At 56.5% G+C, this 15,457-nt stretch carries 11 protein-coding genes; 1 reads left to right on the forward strand and 10 read right to left on the reverse strand.

Annotated features, from left to right (window positions below; translation table 11 throughout):
* Positions 1-313 precede the first annotated feature (313 nt).
* From hypE to HDF08_RS09620, 10 genes are all read right to left on the reverse strand, one after another.
* Positions 314-1,423 carry a hydrogenase expression/formation protein HypE gene (gene hypE, locus HDF08_RS09575; protein ID WP_179638224.1) on the reverse strand — a complete coding sequence of 370 codons (1,110 nt, stop codon included), beginning with the start codon at positions 1,421-1,423 and terminating at the stop codon, positions 314-316.
* On the reverse strand, positions 1,410-2,603 hold the full coding sequence (gene hypD / locus HDF08_RS09580; protein WP_179638225.1) for a hydrogenase formation protein HypD: 1,194 nt from the start codon (positions 2,601-2,603) through the stop codon (positions 1,410-1,412). Before hypD ends, hypE begins: the two co-directional genes overlap by 14 nt.
* Positions 2,600-2,917 carry a HypC/HybG/HupF family hydrogenase formation chaperone gene (locus tag HDF08_RS09585; RefSeq protein WP_179638226.1) on the reverse strand — a complete coding sequence of 106 codons (318 nt, stop codon included), beginning with the start codon at positions 2,915-2,917 and terminating at the stop codon, positions 2,600-2,602. Before HDF08_RS09585 ends, hypD begins: the two co-directional genes overlap by 4 nt.
* Before the next feature lies 1 nt (position 2,918).
* Positions 2,919-5,270, reverse strand: a complete 2,352-nt coding sequence (gene hypF / locus HDF08_RS09590; RefSeq protein ID WP_218884540.1) for a carbamoyltransferase HypF — start codon at positions 5,268-5,270, stop codon at positions 2,919-2,921.
* Positions 5,271-5,414: 144 nt separating this feature from the next.
* Entirely contained in the window at positions 5,415-5,726 is a 312-nt protein-coding gene (locus HDF08_RS21440; protein ID WP_218884541.1) for a Fic family protein, read from the reverse strand.
* 286 nt (positions 5,727-6,012) lie between these two features.
* Entirely contained in the window at positions 6,013-6,360 is a 348-nt protein-coding gene (locus HDF08_RS09600) for a hypothetical protein (RefSeq protein ID WP_179638227.1), read from the reverse strand.
* Positions 6,361-6,646: 286 nt separating this feature from the next.
* On the reverse strand, positions 6,647-9,187 hold the full coding sequence (locus HDF08_RS09605; protein ID WP_179638228.1) for an ABC transporter permease: 2,541 nt from the start codon (positions 9,185-9,187) through the stop codon (positions 6,647-6,649).
* Positions 9,184-9,534 carry a PadR family transcriptional regulator gene (locus HDF08_RS09610; RefSeq protein ID WP_179638229.1) on the reverse strand — a complete coding sequence of 117 codons (351 nt, stop codon included), beginning with the start codon at positions 9,532-9,534 and terminating at the stop codon, positions 9,184-9,186. Before HDF08_RS09610 ends, HDF08_RS09605 begins: the two co-directional genes overlap by 4 nt.
* Before the next feature lie 538 nt (positions 9,535-10,072).
* Positions 10,073-10,600 carry a hypothetical protein gene (locus HDF08_RS09615; RefSeq protein ID WP_179638230.1) on the reverse strand — a complete coding sequence of 176 codons (528 nt, stop codon included), beginning with the start codon at positions 10,598-10,600 and terminating at the stop codon, positions 10,073-10,075.
* A gap of 161 nt (positions 10,601-10,761) precedes the next feature.
* Entirely contained in the window at positions 10,762-14,025 is a 3,264-nt protein-coding gene (locus tag HDF08_RS09620; protein WP_179638231.1) for a TonB-dependent receptor, read from the reverse strand.
* 360 nt (positions 14,026-14,385) lie between these two features.
* Between HDF08_RS09620 and HDF08_RS09625 the strand changes: the two genes are divergently transcribed.
* Positions 14,386-15,441: a hypothetical protein gene (locus tag HDF08_RS09625; protein WP_179638232.1), complete on the forward strand. Its 1,056-nt coding sequence runs from the start codon at positions 14,386-14,388 to the stop codon at positions 15,439-15,441.
* Positions 15,442-15,457 lie beyond the last annotated feature (16 nt).

Here is a 15,457-nt window from a genome sequence, read left to right on the forward strand (position 1 = left end):
CGCGAGCTTGCTCGAAGATGAATTAGCGTGACGACTTTCCGACCGAAAAGCAGAGAAGTCGTAGCACATGAACTGTGATTTTGGATTCGGGAGAGCGGAATGGTAGAAGCAGGACAAGCCTGTCACCTTCGCAAAGCGATGCGTCAGCTTTGACTCAAGAGCCCGCGAGCGAAGCCGGCTCGCTCGAATGCCAGAGACACTACGCCTATTCGAAGCTGGCTGTCAATCGCTTATACCCGCATATTTATTGGACTTAATACAACTTTTACGCGGTCGATGGAATTATTCAGGCCGTGAAGTTACCGGTCCGGAATTAGCAGATGCGCGGAAGCTGCTCACCGAACATCACATCGAGGACCCGCGTGCCACCGATCTCAGTTTTCATTAGCACCATGCCAGGATGATTTTCGACGACCTCGCCGATGATTACGGCGTCCTGGCCGAAAGGATGCTGCCTCATCTGCTCGAGAACTGCACCCGCCATCTCCGGGACAACCAGAGCGAGTAACTTGCCCTCATTCGCGACATAGAGCGGGTCGAGGCCGAGCACCTCGCAGGCGCCCTTGACCGACTCGCGCACAGGGATCGTGCGCTCGTCAAGCACCATACCAACGTTGGCGTGTTTGGCTATCTCGTTGAGCGTGGTTGCGACGCCTCCGCGGGTCGGATCGCGCAGCGTATGGATGAAGTCGTTCGCGGGGGAGGCGGTCGCAAGCATGGCCGAGACCAGGCCGTTAAGCGGTGCGCAGTCGCTCTCAATAGCGCCCTCGAACTCGAGACCCTCGCGCTGGCTCATGATGGTCATGCCGTGGTCGCCGATGTAGCCACTGAGGATAATCTTGTCGCCGGCGCGCGCGCGATCGGCCGAGATGCTGATGTCGTGCTCGATCACACCTATTCCGGTTGTTGTGATGAAGATCTGGTCGCCTTTGCCGCGGTTGACGACCTTGGTATCGCCGGTGACGAGCTTTACACCGGCCTCCGCAGCGGCGGCCCGCATGGACTCGACCACTCGGCGCAGATCGTCGACTGCCAGGCCTTCTTCAAGGATGAACGCTACCGAAAGATAGAGCGGACGGGCGCCGCTCATCGCCAGATCGTTCACCGTCCCGTGAATCGCGAGCCGACCGATATCTCCGCCCGGGAAGAAGATAGGTGTGACAACGAAGGAATCCGTGGAGAACGCCAGTCGCGCCCCCCCGATCGTGAGCACAGCCTGATCGTCGAGCTTATCGAGCGTCGGATTGCGAAAGGCTGGAAGGAAGATCTTGTCGATCAGATCGGCGGTGAGCTTGCCGCCGCTACCGTGGCCAAGAACGATCCGCTTATGGTCAAAGATCGGGATTGGGCACGAACCGAACGGCGTCAGACTCTCGCCAGCGATTGCTTTCTCCGTCTTCAGATCATCTTCAGCGGCTGGCATGAGAGTATTCGCGCTCCTTGCGGGGCTTGACACTGACGTCGTCCAGAACGGGTTCGGGAACGATCTGATGAAGCTTATCCGCTCCCTGCGGGTTCAGGTGACGGCCATACGCGTAGTACGCGGCACACGCTCCCTCAGCCGAGACCATGGTCGCACCTAGCGGGTGCTGCGGAGTACAGAGTGTTCCAAAGGCGGAACAGTCGTGCGGCTTCCTGATCCCGCGAAGTACCTGACCACTGATACATACCTCGGGCTCCAACGTGGCGATCTCGGCCACATCGAAGAGCTTTTCGGCGTCGTGTTGAAAGAACTCGTCGCGCAGATGGTAGCCGCTCATCGGAATACTGCCGATGCCGCGCCACTTGCGATCTCCGACCTCGAACACTTTGCCGATCAGCTGTTGAGCTGGCAGATTCCCCTGGCGATTGAGTATGCGCGAGTATTGATTCTCAACCGTGGCGCGTCCCTCTTCCAACTGCTTGATGGTGATTAGCGTGCCTTCGAGGATATCGACTGGCTCGAATCCGGTGATGACGATGGGGACGTGGTGGCGGGCGCTGATAGGGTCATACTCGCTGTACCCCATCACGGCGCAGACGTGACCCGGACCGAGAAAGCCTTGCACGCGATTGTCGGAGGCATTGAGGATGGCTTCGAGCGCTGGCGGCACCAAGACATGGGAGACCAACAGAGAGAGATTGTTAACCTGCTCTTCGCGGGCTCGCCACGCCAACATTGCATTCGCAGGGGCCGTGGTCTCAAAGCCAATGGCGAAGAAGACAACTTGCTTATCTGGATTGGCGCGGGCAATCTTCAGGCAGTCTAGAGGCGAGTACACGATACGGATATCACTGCCCAGAGATTTGATCGAGAACAGGTCGCCGTCGGAGCCTGGCACGCGCAGCATGTCGCCGAAAGAGCAAAAGATCACATTAGGCGAACGTGCTATGACGTGCGCTTTGTCAATCATTTCAAGCGGCGTGACGCATACCGGGCAGCCTGGTCCGTGCACGAGTTCGACACCCTCCGGCAGCAGATGGTCCAGGCCATTCTTGACAATCGAGTGGGTCTGGCCGCCGCAGACTTCCATCAAAACCCACGGCCGGGTCTGGACCCGGCGCATCTCGGCGACGATCTTCGCCGCTATGTCCCCATTCCGATACTCATCAAGATACTTCATCGGCGAAGCCCTCCGGCGTTCATCCAGGCTGGGTAGAACGGCTTATCCGTCTCAGCGATCTCTTCGACCACCGGGGAGTCCAGCTCGGTGAGTTGATCCAGATCCTTCAGCGCCTGGTAGGTACGTTCTGCTTCCGCTTCATCGATTCGACTGATGGCGAAGCCGACATGGACCAAGACGTATTCGCCCACCTGAGTCTCAGGTACATACTCGAGGCATGCTTCGCGAACGATGCCGCCGAACTGGACCCTGGCCATGCGCAGACCGCGTTGGTCGTAGGTGTCTACCACTTTGCCGGGAATTGCCAGGCACATGTCAGTCTCCTCGACGCAATAACTCGTTCGCGATCACCGCTTGACCCAACGAAATACCACCGTCGTTCGCAGGAACCATCGCGTGCAAGAATACTCCAAATCGCAAACGACGCAACTCGACTGCCGTAAGTCCCAGCAGAAGATGATTTTGAAATACGCCGCCGCTTAGGCATACGCCGTCCAGTCCGTCGCTCTTGCGGATGCGGCAGCAGACCTCGACGATGGCGGCGCTGAGCGTGTTGTGAAAGCAGGCGGAGATCGCGGCCACAGACCGTCCCGCAACGATATCCCTGACGATCGTCGCAATGGTTTGACGAAGATCTATCACCGTCGATTCACCTTGCTCCAGATCGAACCCGTAGCGATCCGAGACGCCTGGCTCCGCCGCCATCTCCAGCGCAATGGCGGCCTGCCCTTCAAAGGTGATCTCGGAGCCCAGCCCCAACAGCGCCGCTACCGCGTCGAACAGGCGTCCGCACGAAGAGGTCTGCACCGTCTGAATGCGGCGCGAAAGCATCGTGTCCACAAGCCTGAACTGCGTGGGGGGAACTGCCCGGAAACACGCAAGATTGTCAGGCATTTGAGAGCCAAGAGAATCCCGGAGGTAGCTCAAGGCCATTCGCCAGGGCTGACGTATCGCCGCATCGCCGCCGGGCATCGGCACGGCGCGGAGGTGGGCGCGGCGCTCAAAGCCAGCGAGATCCGCCACCAGGAATTCGCCGCCCCAAATGGTGCCATCGGAGCCAAGGCCAGTGCCGTCCATGGCAACGCCGATGACCTTTCCGCCGAGGTGATTTTCCGCCATGCAGCTGGCGATGTGCGCATGATGATGCTGCACCGCAAACCTTGACTCGATGCCGGAGGCGAGCGCCATGCGCGTGCTTCGATAGCCGGGATGCAGATCGTACGCGATGGCCTTGGGTGAGACCTTGAAGAGATGCTTCATCTTCTCCAGTGTCTCTTCGAAGAAGCGCATCGTTTCATAGTTTTCGAGGTCGCCGATGTGCTGGCTCAAGATGGCGTGCCTGCCCCGGGTCAAGCAAAATGTATTTTTTAGCTCGGCTCCGACAGCCAGAACTTGCTCCATCTCGGTGCCCAAATCGATAGTCTGCGGCACGAAGCCCCGCGAGCGACGCAGCACAGTTTCTTTTCGTTCCATGGTGCGAACCACGGAATCGTCCACTCGTGTGGCGATATCGCGGTTATGCAACAGGAACCAATCGGCAATGCCCGACAAATGCAGGAGTGCCTCTGTGTTCGAGATCACAATCGGTTCCTCACTGAGATTACCGCTCGTCATAACAAGAGCGACAAACTCTGACTTCGATTCCGGTGAGTCGCTGAAGAGTAGATAGTGCAGAGGCGTATAGGGGAGCATGATGCCGAGTGTGTTGTTTGCTGGAGCAATGATGTTCGGTAGGCCGCCAGCTGCCATACTTTCAGATGACGCGCGAGGCAAAATTACGATCGGCCTGCGCGGATGCTGCAGCGCGGCCTCGTCCTCAGGTGACACCGCGCAAATTCTCCGGATTCCTTTCATATCCCGTACCATCAAAGCGAATGGCTTGATAGGCCGACGCTTACGTCTGCGCAACTCGGCGACGGCAGCGTCGTTGTCTGCATCGCAGGCAAGTAGAAAGCCACCCAACCCTTTGACAGCCAAGATCTTGCCCTCCCGCAGGATTTGCCTTGTCGCGCGAATTGCTGGAAGCGAATCTTTCTCGGCAAAGGAACAGTCAGCCGGTGACGAGCCGCGTGGGACAAGGCACAACGCCGGGCCGCAGACCGCGCAGGCATTTGGCTGAGCATGGAAGCGCCGATCGGTCGGATCGCCGTACTCCGCCGTGCAGGCGTCGCACATAATGAAGCCCGACATCGTTGTCTTCGCGCGATCGTATGGTATGTCCTGGACGATGGTGTAGCGCGGACCGCAGTGTGTGCAATTTGTGAATGGATAGCCGAAGCGACGGTTAAGCGGATCTCCGAAGTCACGCCAGCAGGCGTCGCAGGTGCCGGCGTCGGGAGAGACCAGAGTAAACTCACCGATCTCCTCCCGGCTCTCGAGAATGTCGAAGCCTGAGCTACCCACGACCTTCAGTTCGGAGAGAGTGAGTTCGAGAATTTGAGCTAGCCCTGGAAGATCGTGTTGCAGGCTTTCGATAAAGGTGCGAATCGTTGCGGCGTGACCCTCGACTTCTATCGTCACACCCGACGAAGAATTGAAGACGAAGCCGGTCAGCCCGAGTGATGTGGCAAGGTTATAAACGAATGGGCGAAACCCGACTCCCTGCACGATTCCTCGAATGTGCACTTGACGCCGTATCTTCGAGTCTTGCGGAGGAGATGGCATCATCGGTAGATCAGAATAAACGAGTTCCGGTCCGGCGTCTCATGGGTGACGACTTGGCGCCATGACAATCTCCCGAAGACTTGACACTAGTGACCTGCTCGTAGAAAACGCGCTTCGCGCTTTATTGCATCTTTACCGCCACACGGTTCAGTGTTCCTCTATAAACGCGTCCAGCAACCGCTGAAAGACAACCGCGGTTGGCCTCCAATCGCCCTGCATCGCTTTGGCTCCCGCGTCTCCATAGCCGTTGTCAGGCCGCGGCCGCAGGCGAATAAATGGCGGGAGCCCGTAACGCAGAGCAAGACTATTGGCCCAAAGACGCGCGGTACGGCCGTTGCCATTGGCAAACGGGTGGATGCGGATCCACTCAGCATGAGCCCAAGCGCAGAGGTCGAGTATGGCTGAGAGCTGGTCGGCATCCGGTCTCTGATCTACAGGTACCAGCGTATCGAGCTGCATGATCAGAGCCTGTAGCTTCGCTTCAAAGCCTTTCAGTTCATCGGCGACAGCGGAAGGTTCAACACCGTAATTTCCAGCAACTCGAACTGCAATGTTCTCAAGACCTGGCTCACCGCGAAAGGAGCCTACAAATCGCTGGTCTGGTACTTGCAGACCACGCAGAAAAAGTTCTTGCCAGTGCCTCGCAGTCTCACAAGAAGGCATCTCACGCGCTTTCGCAGCGCGGGCGATCTCATAAAGAACTTCGGTGAGATTTTTGCGCAGACGAGGGCTGTCTTCGTCCCAATTAGGAGGCACCTAGCAGCTCACGAATCTTGCTTTGTACAGGGCCTTGTGTAGCTGATTGCAGCTCGGTCCACTCCCCTTCAAGGGGGTCTTCATGACGAACTTCAGCTTCCACAAACTCTGAAATAGCCTGCTTGAACTCAGGATCCTTTTCACGGTAGGCCCGCAGACGAGCCAAGCTTTTTTCAAGGGATTGCTCTTTCGGGCGCTGCCGACGAAGATAACCCTGAATCGCCTCATTCAAGAGCTGGTTGACAGGGCGCCCTTCAACCTTGCTTAGAGTCTCTAAAGCATCTCGCTCTTCTGTACCGATCCGCAAAGTGAACGCAACCCGAGCCATAGAAGTCATGCTATAGAGTCTGCCTTATGATGTCAATAGCTTATTTTGACATCACCTCTAACGCCTTTTTCAGCAGACCTGATAGTTCTGGCCTGATCTCAGAGGAGAGGGCGTCAACCGGCGAGTCTCTCTGACGCAGCATCAGACTCGGATTGTAGTGTTTGTGACAATCCTGCGGATCTGAGAAGCCAAATGGGTTCAGTCCACTTGCGCGCTGAGGTATGAGCAAATAGCTCAAGGGGCAGTTCCAACAAACGCATTTGTTGTAACGAATATCTGAGGAGAATAAGCGAACTCAGTCGGAGTGCAGTATTCTTGCGATGTCGATCTGAAGGGCTTTCCGGATTGGAAGTAAGGCGGCCGTGGCCAGTATTGCGATCAGCAAGGTTATCGCACCCAGGTAGCTGATTGGATCCAGACCACTGATACCGTAAAGCCCGCGACGAAGTATCTGCGAGAGGCCAGCGGTCAAGGCTACTCCTGTCACCAATCCGGCCAAGACCGGCCATGCGAATCGGCGCAACACAGTGAGGAAGATCTCCATGCGATTAGCTCCGAGTGCAAGGCGGATCGCAATCTCTTTGGTCCGCTGCGACACAGCATAAGTGACAAGGCCGAGCAACCCAATGATTGCGAGGAAGATCGCTATGCTGCCGAGCAGGCTGATGATCGTCGCAACCTGTTCGATCTGCCCGATGCTCTTGCTGAAGCCGGCCTTAAGCGGGGTGATAGTCGGGAAGAGTTTGGGGTCGATGCCACCGGCAATCTGCTGAAGAGTCGGCGACAGTCCATCAGGAGCACCGGCTGTCCTGATCAGAACAGACATCCTGGGGAGAGATTTGGCGGACAGCGGGTAGTAGATTTCGGTCGCGTCCGAGTTATTGAGTTCCATCGCCCGCGTGTTACCGACGATCCCTACAACGGTGTCCTTGCCCGTGCTCCACTCTTTGCCGATTGGGTCTTCCGTCGGCCAGCGTTTGCGTGCCAACGATTGGCTGAGCACAACTACATGGGTCTCCCCGGCGTGCATGTACCGGCCCCGCAGCAACGGAATACCCATCGTCTCGAAGAACTCCGGACCGACCCAGTTGGGATAGGTCTTGATCAGGCGGCCATCAACGTGAAAACCCTGAATCATCACGTTCGTATTGACCAGCGGAGGGTTCTGAGCCATCGACACGGAGATAACTCCGGGCACCGTTCGCAGTCGGCTCCGCAACTGGTCGAGATAGCTCTCGGCCGTAGATGGTGTGTATCCGTGGTCGCTCAAGCCCGGGTTGAGCGACAGTACCTGCTCATAGCCGAAACCCGGATCGGTATACAGCGTATGGAGCGTCGCGTGGACAAGTAATCCAGACACGATAAGCAGCACGCAACTTGCCCCCACCTGGACACAGACCACCACCTGATGCCACAAGGTTCTCTCTTTTTTCTGCAGAACAATCTGCACCGTTGGCAACATGCCGAAAAAGAGTGCCGCGAGAAAACCCATCGCAGCAGTAAAGATAAGAACGCGCCAGTCCGGCAACGCGCTCATCCATGCTGGAGCGTTAGCATAGACCAGAGTGAGGCGAAGAACGATGTAGCTGAGAGGCAGCGCAGCCATTGAGCCCAGCAGACCCAGAAGCAGGCTCTCCGTCAGTAATTGCCGAAGGACGCGCGACCTGCGTGCGCCAAGGTCGATCCGCAGCTGGATCTCCCGTCGCCTCCGGACTCCACGCGCAAGCAACAGCCCACCTAGATTGGCGCAGGCCACAACCAGGATGAGGAGAACAAGAAGCGCGGCGAAGGCCAGCACCGGCATGCCGTCTTCAAACGAGAAGAAATGAGCGCCGGGGGTGACGAGGATGCGCTCATGATCCCAGATAACAGCTGGGTAGAGCTTCCGCAGTTGGCCGGTCAGCGCAAGCAGCTCATGTTCGGCCCTTGATGGGCTAACGCCCGGCGCAAGATGTCCCCACATAAGAATGTTCTCATCGAACTGCGGGTCATCCAGAGCCTTACTGCCTTCGAAAAAATAAGCATACTGCAAGAGAGGAAGCCATACATCCGGATTCTCTGTCCCCAGATTCGCGAACGCTTGCGAGGTCACGCCTATCACGTTGACCGGCTTGCCGGTGAGATAAATTGTCTTGCCAATGACTGATGGATCGCTGTCAAACTCTCTCTGCCAGAAGCGGAAGCTGAGAACAGCAACTGGAGCCGCCCCGGAAGAGCTCTCGTGAGCGGGATCGAACAACCGTCCAGCCGTTGCGGAAGCGCCAAGCTCTATGAAATAGTTCGAGCTGACAAAGCTGGGGTTAATGCGTTGTTCTTCATGATTCAGAACCATAGGAGCGACACTCATCGTTGCCATCACCGCAGAGAGCGATCTGGCATTGTCGCGATAGTAGGCGATCGAAACGTAAGGAATACCGGGTGCGTTGTTCTCCGGAGATCGCCGCTGAATGCTGACCAGAGTGGCGGCGTCGCGCACTGGGATCGTCTGCAAAGCGATCAGGTTGTACAGGCTGAACGCCAGCGTGCTGACCCCAATACCCAGCGCAAGCACCAGGATCGCCGTAAAAGAAAAGCCGGGCGATTTTGCCAAGATGCGCGAACCGAAGCGCAAATCCTGCGCGATGGACGCAAGCCACTGCGTACCGCGGCTCTCGCGGCAGTCTTCCTTGATCTGATCGAGCCCGCCGAACTCAAGTCGAGTGGTGCGGCGTGCCTCGGCTTCGCTCGTGCCGGCCTGAATCTTATCCGCAACCTGTGATTCAAAGTGGAAGCGAAGCTCGTCGTCGAGCTCTTTCTCCATCCGAGCCCGTCGTAAAAGCCGCTGCAACAAGTTCATGAGGTCTCTCCTTGCGGATGTTGCAGAATCAGGCCGACAACTTCAATCAAGCGGGCCCAACTTTCGGTTTCGTTCTTCAGTTGCGTTCGACCCTTCGTCGTCAACCGGTAAAACTTCGCCTCGCGACCAGTCTCGCTCGGTCCCCATTCGGCAACGAGGAACTTCTTGTTTTCCAGTCGATGCAGAGCGGGGTAGAGAGAACCCTGTTGTACCTGCAGTGCCTCTTTCGAAATCTGTTGAATGCGCTGCGCAATCGCATAGCCGTGGACTGGCCCCAGCGCAACAACGCGGAGGATCAGCAAATCCAGCGTACCTTGTGGGAGATCAAATTTGGATTGAGTCGTCATGATGCCTGTTCCTTCTACATATACATGATCAACCTGTAGAAGCGCAAGGTGTCAAGCAGAGTTCTGTGTGAGAGGCCGTCTCTGAGGAACAGTCCGGAAGCAAATGGCGAGGAACCACCAAATCAACACTAGATTTTTTTAGTTGGCGAGAGAACAGGTCGATGCGCTCATTAACATGGCTCCTCAAAAGAGCTTATTAGATAGTTGTGGTCGAGCTTCGGGAGATCGCAAAGTCGACTTTCCGGCAAGTTCGGTACCAGATAAACGTACTCGGGTCGAAGTTAACGAGAAGCCTCGTTCCAGTAACTTCGGCCTGACGTTAGGTAACGCAATGCCTCAATGAGTGCATTTGGCCTGTCAGCGCCAGTGATGGCGCAGTCCCAATCGCCCGAAAACATACCCCCCTAGTGAGGCGATTTCTTCTCTGGAGCGCATTCAATGGCTTGTGAGCTCACATTATCCATAAGCTGACAATGACATTAGATGTAACCAAAAAATGATCTTATCGCGGGTTTGACACCACGGATTGCATCTTCACTTATGCAGGAGGTCCGAACAGAGCCGCGGCGGTCGGCGTCCCGGCCTGCATCTCATCGCGGATCTGCTCTGCGATTTTAGCCATCGCAGCCTTATCGTCGCCTGGCTTGTAGTTGAAGACTACGCCCACAGCGCCTATCGTTTTGCCAGTTTGATCTTTCATGACAACTTCGTCCTCGAAGTGATTGCCGTTGACCTCAAGGTTGCTCTTGCCGGTGCGAATGCAGCGCGTGTCATCCTCGTCGCCGATCTTGCCGATGCGTCCGAAGTTGGAAGCTACGATGAGGTTTTTGTGGCCGGGAGGCGTTGCGTGTATTGCAAGGAGGATGACTTCAGGGTGTTTGGCGAGTGCTTCGTCGACCAACTTCTGCGCTCCGGGGGCGGCAGTGGTGTAGGTGGGGTCCATCTCTTTGGCATCGACCTTTCGCATGCCTGCGATGGCCTGCTCCCGTGTTTGCTGCGCGTGTGCTACGCCGAACAGTGTCGCAAAGCTTGCGATCCATAGGATTCGAACTGCTATTTTCATCATGTCTCCTGGATTTGATCCGGCGATTACTCCGGTCTTCTGTGTAACGCTGTTGATGCAGGTTTACGGGTATTCAACCGTAACAACGATGCCTCTCCGAGATGAGCCGAGACTTAACCGGATATGAAATTGCATTCATTCAGAGCTAGTGACTGAGGTAGCGGTTAAAAGATCACCTTGAGAGCGAACTGGGTTTGACGGCTGCTTCCGGCAGTGGGGCCTACGAGCACTCCGCCGGTGGAGGTAAGGACCGCGCCGCTGGCGTTGAACAGCTGAGTGCCGGTCTTGGGTGGTGTGGCGTAGTTGACTTGGTTGAGAACGTTGAAGAGTTCCGCGCGGAACTGGAGGTTGAACGTCTCCGAGATGCGTGGGATATACGTGTTCTTGACGAGAGAGGTATCGAGATCGTTGAGGCGGGGGCCGATGATGGAGTTGCGACCGGCATTTCCGAGATGCGTGAGCCCAGTCGTAGGGTCGAAGGAGGGGAAGGCGAAGCAGTTGAGGTTGACATAATGACGATTGAGCGAAGAGACGCTTTTGACTGGATTGCCTGTGCATCCCGGACCGGTGAGACGGTCTGGAAAGGCGAACGCGTCGGCGCTATGCAGGTTGAGAGAATCGCCAGAGATGAGAGGCGTGAAGGGCTCGCCTGTGCTGGTCTGAAAAATCGATCCCCATTGCCAGCCATTCAGGAGTATGTGAGCCACCGGTATGTCCTTGCGGACGTTGGGAAGCTCGACGATGTAGTTGAGAACGAGATTCTGTCCGACGTTGAAGTCGGAGATGGCGCGGCGGCGAATGGGTGCCCACAGCGGCAGACTGGACACCGAGTTGGCAAAGGTGTCGCCAAAGGTGGAGGAGGAGCCGTCGTCTATGGATTTGGACCATGTGTAAGAGATTTGAAACTGCGTATGGTGACTGAAGCGTTTATTGAGGCTGGTCTGTAGCGAGTTGTAGTGGGAGTAGCCGGTCATGAATACGGCGCTAATCTGACCGATGTTGGGGTTCAGCTTGGCAGCAGTGAGAGCAGCTGCGCTGGGCGAGTTTTTTCCGTTGGGACCATAGAAGAGGTAACTCCCATTACTGACGATGGGTTGAACGGTGTTGACATCGTCCACGCGGTAAGGAAGGTGAGTGCCGCGAGACCCTGCGTAGCCTACCTGAAAGATCATGTCGTAGGGCAACTGCTGCTGAACGTTCATCGAATACTGCTGGACATAGCTGCGGGAGGAGTGATCGGGGGCATAGGCGTAACGCAGATTTGCTGCCGAGAGCGAGGGATAAGCACCCGTTGGGAAAGAGCCGATACCGGGAGCGGCGTTGTTGCCCAGCTCAAGATAGGGAGCGGTGAAGATGGACAGCCCCTCGTACAGGTAGTTAAGCTGTTGCGCGTCATAGATGCCGTAACCAGCGTGAACGCTCGTCATGTCCTTGCCAAATGGATCCCAGGCAAAACCGACGCGTGGAGCTATGTTCTTGAAGCTGGCGTTTTGAAAGTATGGACTGCCGAGATGGGGGGTTGTATCGGTGAGATTGCGGAGGTTGGCAAGACGGTTAGCCGTCTCGGTGGGAACAGTAACAGGCTCGTAACGGACACCGAGGTTAAGAGTGAGATTATTGGAGATACGGTAGTTGTCTTCGAGGTAGCCGCCGAAGACCGACTGGCGAAGATCGCGTGGGCTGACACCCTGGGCGAGCGGCGCATTGAAGCTTGTGGGGTGGTTGGTGAGAAAGCTCTGCAGGCTGGAGAAGATGAATTGGCCATTGGGATTAGAGGTGCCAAGTTGATTGTTCTGCAGGCGCTCGAAGGCAAAGCCGAATTTGAGCGCGTGCTTGCCCTTGGTCAAATAAAGATCGTCGTAGATCTGGTAGGAGTTGAGGTGGAAGACAAACTCGCCGGTGGCCTTGAGACCGCCTTGAAAGTTGGAGAGTCCCCCAATATTGACTAACCCGACCGGAAGCCCCGGGACGAAGCCCAGAGCGGGATCACTCGCAGCAGGATTGATAGCCGTGAGGGTGGTGGGCGCATCGGAGAAGACGCGGCTATAACCAAATTTGAAGGAGTTGAGTAGCGCTGCGGAGAAGACGTGCGATTCACCGATTGTCGCCAGCTGGCGTTTGGCCAGGTTGCCGGTGATACGGACGTTGAATGGATCTGGCGAGGTGAGTTTGCCGTTGTCGTAGAAGTAGGTTCCTGTGAGCGAATCCTTGTCGGAGATGCGATGGTCGGCGCGAATGGTGAAGTAATCTTCGTGGCTGACAAAGGGATCGTTGAAGAGAAAGCTACCAGTGTCGGCGTTAGGACCGGGGTCGACCGTCGGGAGCGGATACAGAGCAAAATAAGGAGTAACGACGGGACTGACAGGCACCTGCACGTGGCTGGCGCAGGGATTGCCACCGGAGGCGACACAGAGGCTACCCGTCCGGGCCGCGGCGGAGGGTACGATGCTGGAGGTATTTGCGCCCTGGTATTGGCGGAGGCCCTCGTAGTCACCGAAGAGGAAGGTGCGCTCTTTGATCACGGGACCACCTGCAGATGCGCCGAATTGGTTGCGACGGAATTCTGCGATCTGGCCCGGAGTATCGAACTCGTTGCGCGCGTCGAGCGCGGAGTTGCGGAAAAACTCGTAGGCGGAGCCGTGTAGACGACTCGTCCCGGCGCGTGTGACCGCGTTAATGATGCCGCCAGCAGCCTTGCCGTAATCGGCAGAGGCGTTGGATGTTACGACGGAAAACTCCTGGATGGCGTCGACGCCAAGGTTTGACCCGATGACGCCGCCAGGGCCACCGTTGGAGTAGTCGTTAATGCTGATGCCGTCGACCCGATAATTGTTTTGCTGCGGACGGGCGCCGCCGACAGTGAGTTGATTCCCAATGCCGCGGTTGGCTCGTTGATTGGTGACGGCGACAGCGGGCTGGGTGCGCACTGCGGCGACGCCGGGCTGCAGATTAGCAAGTTGAGTCCAGTCACGCCCGTTGAGCGGGAGAGCCACAATTGTGCGCTCGTCGACGACGGGCATGGTGGTAGAAGTGACCATGTCGATTGCGGGCGGCGCGGTGGTGACTACGATTTTCTCTTTGGCTGAACCGACTTGGAGCTGAACGTTGATCTCCTGCTGAGCACCGACATTGAGGGCAATATCCCTGATCTCCTGCGGCACAAAGCCAGATACGCTAATGGAGATGGTGTAAGTACCCGTCTGGAGGTTGGGAACAGAGTAGAAGCCGGAGGAGCTGGATGTGGACTCGGTGACGATGCCCGTTTGGGTGTTTGTGATAACAACAGGAGCATTTGCAACGAGCGCACCGGCGGGATCTGTGATGGTTCCTGCGATGGTTCCGGTAGAGACCTGTGAGCGCAGAGCTGGAGCCGCGCAGAGAAGAAGGGTAGATAGGTAAAGTGCTCGCTTTATGGACCGTACTTTCATGTAGTGCCTCTCAATACTGGCTGACTGCAATGCAATCGCTATTACGTAATGCCAGAGTGACGCTGACGCGGCGGTGACCCAATTCATCACGGCGGCGATGCATGACTTCGGACCTCTGCCATTTAGTTCTTTGCGAATGAAGAGTCGCTGAAGATTACATAAAAGTTTGTTTATGGATGGCGTTTGTTGTTTTGAACGGGGGGACGAGCAAGCATAGCGGCGGAGGGTGGATGAATGCAATTTCATTTTGGTTTCAAGACAGCCTCATGAAGGTGCATGAGGCTTACTGTGAAGTCCGCGTAGATGGAGTGGATCGCTTCGGGCACCACAAGGTATGCGGCCGTCGAGGAGAGGTATTAGATGAAGATTCAGAAGAGATTGGCCGGACTGCTTGTCTTGAGTTCCTCGGTAGCAATCTGTCCCGTTGCAGGAGTGACGGCTGCTCGCGCGCAAGAACCCGCTATGAAACTGGTGCAAACCATAGAGCTGCCGGGCTATACAGGTGACTTCGATCACTTCGCCGTGGATGAACAGCGCGGACGACTGCTACTGGCGGCAGAAGACCATGCGACGCTGGAGGTCTTCGATCTGAAAACGGGTCAACATCTAAAGACAGTGAAAGGTTTTGACGCGCCACACAGCATTCTGGTGCGCCCTGCCGCTTCAACGGTCATCGTAACGGATAGCGGCAAAACGATGACTAAGATCCTCGACGCAGAAACATATGCGATCAAGGGATCGATCAAGTTGACGGAGGGCGCAGATTCAGCGGCCTATGACCCGAAGACGAATGTGTACTACATCGTGACCGGCGGCAAAGATGTAGACATGAAGACGGCCAGTGTCGAGGCGGTGAACCCGGATACGGGGCAGCGACTGGGCGGGGTTACGTTTCAAGATAACCATGTCGAGGCAATTGCGCTGGAGGAGGGTGGTAACCGCATCTTTGTGAATCTGACTCAGACCAACAAGATGGCTGTCGTGGATCGAACGACGATGAAAGAAATTGCCGAGTGGCCGGTTCCGCCGGCGCAACAGAATGCGATGGTGGCTCTGGATGAAATGCAGCACAGGTTGTATGTAGTATGCCGCGCAGACCTTAGCGGCGCTCCGGCGGGCAAGGTTGTGGTGATGAATTCGGATGACGGCGCCGTCGTGGGCACGCAGGACGCGCCTACAAGAGTCGACCAAGTAATATACGACCTCACCATGCATCGTCTGTATGTTCCTGGCGGTCAAGGATACACCGAGATTTATGACACTTCCGACGCCAATAATCTAAAGCCCGTTGAGAAGATATCGACCGCACCCGGGGCCAAGACGGGGATTCTGTTACCGAGCAAGAAGCTGGTGTTAGCGGCTTCCCCGGGGGATACCAAGGCCGTTGCCAAGGTGATGTACTTCAGCATCCCGTAGCAATTTCTCGCCACTA

The organism is Tunturiibacter empetritectus (assembly GCF_013410875.1).
In the GTDB taxonomy this organism is placed as follows: Bacteria; Acidobacteriota; Terriglobia; order Terriglobales; family Acidobacteriaceae; genus Edaphobacter; species Edaphobacter empetritectus.

What these genes read in the sequence shown, in the direction of transcription:
- hypE (WP_179638224.1), bottom strand. Translation starts at nt 1,423, where the DNA reads ATGCCAGCCGCTGAAGATGATCTGAAGACGGAGAAAGCAATCGCTGGC.
- hypD (WP_179638225.1), bottom strand. Translation starts at nt 2,603, where the DNA reads ATGAAGTATCTTGATGAGTATCGGAATGGGGACATAGCGGCGAAGATC.
- HDF08_RS09585 (WP_179638226.1), bottom strand. Translation starts at nt 2,917, where the DNA reads ATGTGCCTGGCAATTCCCGGCAAAGTGGTAGACACCTACGACCAACGC.
- hypF (WP_218884540.1), bottom strand. Translation starts at nt 5,270, where the DNA reads ATGATGCCATCTCCTCCGCAAGACTCGAAGATACGGCGTCAAGTGCAC.
- HDF08_RS21440 (WP_218884541.1), bottom strand. Translation starts at nt 5,726, where the DNA reads ATGCAGCTCGATACGCTGGTACCTGTAGATCAGAGACCGGATGCCGAC.
- HDF08_RS09600 (WP_179638227.1), bottom strand. Translation starts at nt 6,360, where the DNA reads ATGACTTCTATGGCTCGGGTTGCGTTCACTTTGCGGATCGGTACAGAA.
- HDF08_RS09605 (WP_179638228.1), bottom strand. Translation starts at nt 9,187, where the DNA reads ATGAACTTGTTGCAGCGGCTTTTACGACGGGCTCGGATGGAGAAAGAG.
- HDF08_RS09610 (WP_179638229.1), bottom strand. Translation starts at nt 9,534, where the DNA reads ATGACGACTCAATCCAAATTTGATCTCCCACAAGGTACGCTGGATTTG.
- HDF08_RS09615 (WP_179638230.1), bottom strand. Translation starts at nt 10,600, where the DNA reads ATGATGAAAATAGCAGTTCGAATCCTATGGATCGCAAGCTTTGCGACA.
- HDF08_RS09620 (WP_179638231.1), bottom strand. Translation starts at nt 14,025, where the DNA reads ATGAAAGTACGGTCCATAAAGCGAGCACTTTACCTATCTACCCTTCTT.
- HDF08_RS09625 (WP_179638232.1), top strand. Translation starts at nt 14,386, where the DNA reads ATGAAGATTCAGAAGAGATTGGCCGGACTGCTTGTCTTGAGTTCCTCG.